This is a genomic window from Dietzia sp. B19 (genome assembly GCF_014145155.1).
In the GTDB taxonomy this organism is placed as follows: domain Bacteria; phylum Actinomycetota; class Actinomycetes; order Mycobacteriales; family Mycobacteriaceae; genus Dietzia; species Dietzia natronolimnaea.
Genome location: NZ_JAALED010000527.1, coordinates 1 through 1,035 on the forward strand (window position 1 = coordinate 1; position 1,035 = coordinate 1,035).

At 69.9% G+C, this 1,035-nt stretch carries 1 protein-coding gene; it reads left to right on the top strand.

All coding sequences use genetic code 11. The features are described 5' to 3' along the window. Positions 1–326 precede the first annotated feature (326 nt). The coding region (locus G6020_RS14360; RefSeq protein ID WP_182611080.1) for a TSUP family transporter at positions 327–1,035 on the top strand (709 nt) is incomplete at its 3' end.

Below are 1,035 nucleotides of genomic sequence, written 5' to 3' on the forward strand. Positions count from 1 at the left end.
CGGTGCGCGTCGGCCGCGACCCGTGCCGCCCCTCGCGAGGGCAGCACCCCGCTGGTGGCCCCGCATCGCTGACACCCCCAGGTCGCGCCGTCGGCGGCCTCCTGGACATAACACGACCGTTCGCCGACCCCGTCCATCCCGCCCCCCAGCGCAGAGCACCGGCCCGGAGCCGGTGCGAATTCCGCAATTGTGTCACAAAATTCTCATCTTGACACGACATCTTCATCACCTCGGCACCACGTAGACAGATCGGTCTGGACTTGGCGCGCCTTTAATGTCTACTGTGTTGGTCTACTTAATCCACACACAAGATAATCGGAGCACTCGTGAAGACACTGATCGTCCTGGGCGTCGTCGGCGCCATCGCCCAGCTCATCGACGGCTCCCTGGGGATGGCCTACGGCGTGACGTCCACGACGCTGCTGGTCGCGGCCGGGATCGCGCCCGCCGCGGCCTCGGCGTCCGTGCACTTCGCGGAGATCGGCACCACCCTGGCCTCAGGTATCTCCCACCACAAGCTGGGCAACGTGGACTGGCGCATCGTGCGCATCCTCGCGGTCCCCGGCGCCATCGGGGCGTTCGCCGGCGCCACCATCCTCACCAACCTCCCGGCGGACGTGGCCAAGCCGGTGGTCGGGGCGATCCTCCTGACGCTGGGCCTGTACGTGCTGTACCGCTTCCTCGCACTGGGTGGGCGTCGTCCGGAGTTCAAGGGCCGCGTGCGGACAGGGTTCCTGGTCCCCCTCGGACTGGTGGGCGGCACCCTCGACTCGCTCGGCGGCGGCGGGTGGGGCCCGGTCGGCACCACCTCGCTGCTGTCCTCGGGCCGGGTCGAGCCGCGCAAGGTGGTCGGCTCCATCGACACCTCCGAGTTCGTGGTGGCCGTGGGTGGCTCCCTCGGCTTCCTCATCGGCCTGGGCGCGGCCGGCATCGACTGGGGCTACGCCGCGGCACTGCTGGTCGGCGGCGTGATCGTGGCACCACTGGCGGCCTGGCTCGTCAAGCACCTGCCCGCGCGCGTGCTCGGCACCGCGG